At 34.1% G+C, this 5,089-nt stretch carries 5 protein-coding genes; all 5 read left to right on the top strand.

The features are described 5' to 3' along the window. Positions 1-1,489 (top strand): DNA/RNA helicase domain-containing protein (locus RMR19_RS02240; protein WP_310601863.1); only part of this gene is annotated, 1,489 nt, incomplete at its 5' end. Then, positions 1,486-1,809: a DNA/RNA helicase domain-containing protein gene (locus RMR19_RS02235; RefSeq protein ID WP_310601864.1), complete on the top strand. Its 324-nt coding sequence runs from the start codon at positions 1,486-1,488 to the stop codon at positions 1,807-1,809. The genes RMR19_RS02240 and RMR19_RS02235, both read left to right, overlap by 4 nt. Before the next feature lie 18 nt (positions 1,810-1,827). Further along, positions 1,828-2,160: a nucleotide pyrophosphohydrolase gene (locus tag RMR19_RS02230; RefSeq protein WP_310601862.1), complete on the top strand. Its 333-nt coding sequence runs from the start codon at positions 1,828-1,830 to the stop codon at positions 2,158-2,160. Between the two features lie 322 nt (positions 2,161-2,482). Then, entirely contained in the window at positions 2,483-3,802 is a 1,320-nt protein-coding gene (locus RMR19_RS02225; protein ID WP_310601861.1) for an AAA family ATPase, read from the top strand. Continuing rightward, a complete protein-coding gene (locus RMR19_RS02220) occupies positions 3,795-4,388 on the top strand; it encodes a hypothetical protein (RefSeq protein WP_310601860.1) in 594 nt (197 codons plus the stop codon). Before RMR19_RS02225 ends, RMR19_RS02220 begins: the two co-directional genes overlap by 8 nt. The last annotated feature ends 701 nt before the right edge of the window (positions 4,389-5,089 follow it).

The following is a 5,089-nucleotide window of genomic DNA, read 5'->3' as shown; positions in this document are numbered from 1 at the left end:
GATTGCAGCAGAAATTGAAGAAAATATTTATAATAAAATGAATCGAAGAAGTGCACGGAGTGAATTTCGTTCTTGGGAGAACTCGCTTGAGTATATGTATAAAGTGCTAAATGATACTGAAATACCAATGAATTCAGGAATTGCCATTGAGTATAATATTCCACAGACATCAAAACGTGTAGACTTTATTATCTCAGGATATGGAGAAAACAAGGAATCTAATGTTGTAATCATTGAACTTAAGCAATGGGATAAAGTAGATGCGGTAAGTGGACAGGATGCCCTTGTCGAAACATTTACGGGTGGTGCAGTTCGAAAAGTTGTGCATCCATCATATCAAGCGTGGTCTTATGCAGCCATGATTTATGATTATAATCAAAATGTGCAATTAGGAAATATAGTACTGCATCCATGCGCTTACATGCATAATTATAGAAAGGGCAATTCAGAGAAATTAGAGGAAAATCAATATAGAGAATATGTAGAGGATGCGCCATTTTTTGGCAGAGGAGAAGTTTCAAAATTAAGAGATTTTATTAAGAAGTCTGTAAAAACAGGTGATGATAAACAACTACTATATGATATTGATAATGGAAAAATAAAGCCATCTAAAAGTCTTCAGGACTCAATCAAGGGCATGATAGAAGGAAATCAGGAATTTATTATGCTTGATGAACAAAAGGTTGTGTATGAAGAAATTTTGTCAACGTCATTGGAATGTGTGGCGGATCAAAAGAAGAGGACTGTTATTGTAAAAGGAGGACCTGGTACAGGAAAGACAGTAGTGGCTATTAATTTACTTGCAAAGCTTACAAATGAAGGACTATTTGTGCAATATACGTCGAAGAACAGTGCACCTAGAAACGTGTATGCAAAAAAGTTAACTGGTCACAGAAAAAGCAGTATAAATAATATGTTTAAAGGTGCGGGCTCGTATATAGATGCCGAAGGTAATATTGTAGATATCATCATTTGTGATGAAGGACATCGATTGACAGCAAAAACACAATTGGGACCTAAAATAGCAGGAGAGAATCAAATCAAGGAAATAATTAATGCCAGTCTTTGTAGTGTATTCTTCATTGATGAAAGTCAAAGAGTAACACTTAATGATATTGGGACAGTGGATGAAATAAAGAAATGGGCGGAGCTGTTAGATTCACATGTGTCAGAGATGGAATTGACTTCACAATTTAGATGTAATGGATCAGATGGGTATTTGGCATGGTTAGATGATACGTTAGAAATAAGGGAAACAGCTAATTGTGATATGTGGGATATTGATTATGATATTAAAATTGTTGATTCACCAAATGAAGTTCGTAATCTCATTATTGAAAGAAATAAAGTTAGTAATCATTCCAGAATTCTTGCAGGTTACTGTTGGGAATGGCTAAAGGCTCAGCAGAATAATACGACATATCATGATATAAAGATAAATGACTTTGAAATGAGCTGGAACTTGGGAAACTCAACCACATTTGAATAGATGAAAACTCTGTTGATGAAGTTGGATGTATACATACTTCACAAGGTCTTGAATTTGATTATGTCGGCGTAATAATTGGTGATGATATGCGATATGAGAATAATCATATAGTTACCGATTTTACAAAGAGAGCCAAAACGGATCAATCATTAAAAGGTATAAAGAAACTCTATAAAGAAAATCCAGAGCAGGCATTATCAGAGGCTGATGAGATTATAAAAAATACATATCGAACATTAATGACTAGAGGCATGAAAGGTTGCTATGTATATTGTACAGATAAAAAACTTGCTGAGTATTTAAAAAATTGTCTGGAATAGAAAGTGTAGGAAATGTAAATGACAAATGAAACAATCAATCAGATTTTGAAATTTAGAGATGATAGAGAATGGAAACAATTTCATAATCCTAAAGACTTGGCAATCTCAATTTCGTTGGAAGCTGCAGAACTCTTAGAAGTGTTTCAGTGGAGCGGATCGGATACGTCCTATGAAGACAAACAGGAGAAAATTAAAGAAGAGCTGGCTGATGTGATAAATTACTGTGTGCTTATGGCGGACGCATGTGGATTGGATATAGATACAATAGTTACTGAAAAGATAAAGAAAAATAATGAAAAATATCCAGTAGAAAAGGCTAGAGGAAAAAGAGATAAATATACCAAGTTGTGAGAGGATGTACCAAGGTATTGTAAAAATCCTATGTTTTTTGCCATGGCAACACGGACATAAAATCCTTCAACCCCAGTAAATAAGGAAATCTTCAACATGAAATAGCCGTTACTACACACTTTGATGGTAGAGAAGAGATTTAATATGATAATTTGGTAGTCTCATTGGGAAATATTCCTGATGAGGTTTTTGTTGTATGAAAAGAAAAACCTATAAAAAGCAATGAAATATTGCTTGAGGAATAAAAATACGTCGATATTAATATAATATATCAAATAAAATGCAAAAAACCATTGCATATAAAACAAAGAGGTGATATATTATGGATAAGGACAAAGAGAAAGGATGTGTCATTATGAAGATACAAGCCGTAGTAATAGATGGATTTAAGAATTTATCTAATGTGAAAATTACATTTGATAAAATAACAGCACTTGTTGCGCTTAATAATTTTGGAAAGTCTAATGTTCTTTCTGGTATTGATTTTGGATTAGCGTTTATGAAAGCCTCTGATGAGGATAGGGCGGAGATGATGGCAAACACAAATCTTATTCCAATTAATCAGAGTATGCAGGGCAGAAATTACAAGTTTGAGGTAGAGGTTTTAACAGAAGATGACGGGCTGGAGTATCGTGTTCAGTATGGATATGAGTTTACTTGGCAGTGTGATGAGGATGATACTTCTGAGATTGTACAGGAGTATCTGAAAATCAAACTGGAAGAGAAGGGACAGAAATATACACAGCTTATAAATAGAACCAAAGAGTCAGCGTTGTATAGAAGCTCTGAGACAGGTAGATGTTCTTCAAAGATTATGGTTGAGTCATCCGAGCTGGTTGTAAATAAGCTGAGGGCATACGATGAGCTTTATTATGCAATAATCATTAAGAAGCTAAATGGCATGAAAATGTATATGGAAAATAACTTGGATGCAAAGAGTTTCTATCAGCCAGACCCAATTATCCGTAAGGGGTTTGAGAATGAAATGATTAATGCCGATAATCTTCCTCGCATTATTTTTAATTTGAAGAAACAGAATCCAGATAAGTTTGAGTTATTGAAGGACGTGTACTTTCAGCTGTTCCCTGACATTGCGGATGTTATTGTAAAGAATTTCAAAATTAATGCAGAGGAAAGTAATCAATTTCCTGAGGATGTACCATTTATATTTACTAATTCAATATATGTTTTATTCGTTAAAAATAAAAATTTGGCTAATCCAGTGAACTTTTCAATGATGTCTGATGGAGCCAAAAGAGTTTTTATGATATTGACAAAGATAATAGTATCAAGTATTACCAACATTTCATTGATAGCCATTGAGGAGCCAGAAAACTCGGTTCATCCAGGGTTATTTCAGGCATATATACAAATTATTAGCCAGCTGCTAGATGATTGCAAGGTAATTATATCTAGTCACTCGCCGTATATTATCAGCTACTTAAATCCTTCATGGATTCATGTTGGTATGAACAAACAGCCTGGAGTGGCAGAGTTCTTTGCCTTTAAGAAATCAGGGCAGAAACAATTGGAGAACGATGCTGCTGGATTTAATATGAGCATGGGCGATTATTTATTCTCAATGCTTGCTGATTCAGAGAGTAGTATAAGTGACTATTTGGAGAGTGATGCCTATGAATAAATGCCTTGTACTTTTTGTAGAGGGTGATACAGAGATTGAATTCTATAAGCAAGTGGTTGCAAATGCTAGAGAACAACATCCAGCGGGTAGATTTGATACTAATATCGAATATAAAAACGTCAGAGGTGTAGGGGGATTCAAAAATATTGCTCTCAGAAAATTCATAAAAGAGATTAAACCCAAATATGCGGAGGACTGCGAATTTACAATTGTCTTATGCAGTGATACAGATGTGTTTGAATTTGCTTCTAAACCACCGATAAAGTGGGATGAGATAAAGAAGGAACTTGCGTATAATGGAGCTTTAGAAATTATTCATGTACAAGCGAAGCGTTCGATTGAGGATTGGTTTTTGTATGATATTGAAGGAATTCTAGGATTTTTGAGGTTAAGTAAAAATTCAAAAGTATCTGGAAAGGATGGATATGATAAGCTTCAACGATTGTATAAACAGGCTAATAAAGTTTATTACAAGGGGATACAAAGCAATGGTATGATAGGACGTTTAGATATTGAAAAGATAGCAAATGCAGTTAAAGACCAGTTAGATCCTTTATATAAGGCTCTTGGTATAGATAAAAATTGAATATTGATTGGTATGTAAGAGCATAGCTCTTTACATAGAAATAGCCGGAGGTAAACTCTGACTGATTCCCTTGCCAAAGAAGGTCTTTGGACTTTATTTTTCTTGCAAACTAATAATACCCAAAAAAGCCTTCTTCTGCAAGGAGATTTTGCAAAGGAGATGAAATGGCTCAGATAACCGCTGTATAACCGCAGTATAATCGCTGCCTAAGCGGGTTTAGCCCACATTTTATTTACACCAATTTGTACACCAATTTTACACCAATTGAGAGCGAAAATACGAATAACTATGAAGAGTTATGCCAAATCACGTTAAAAAGGAATATGTTAAACGGATAAATCAAGAAGACTGTCCATATGTAATGCAGGTTGCATAAATATACAAATATATTACTAGATAATGTGGAAAATTCACATAATGATAACCGTTGTATAAAAATAAAAAATGTATTGCGAAATAATCTGGTAAATTATTGAACAATTTTAGATACTTATAGCTTAATGTATTGGGTTAACTTTTTATATATCATACTTATGAGTATATGCTTCATTAAAACTAACTGTTACTGATTTCTTGTTCTGACATCATTTAGATTAGCTACCCTGTCAGGAAACTGCTCATCTTTATGTCAAACGGTTATAAGTCTGAGGCGGTGAGAACCGCCCCAGTTTTTACTATAAAGTTACATGTTCGCTCAATGA

It is taken from the genome of Anaerosporobacter sp., assembly GCF_031551385.1.
Lineage (GTDB): Bacteria > Bacillota > Clostridia > Lachnospirales > Lachnospiraceae > Anaerosporobacter.
The sequence above is the reverse complement of the archived record's forward strand: the minus strand, read 5'-3'. Positions and strand labels throughout refer to the sequence as shown.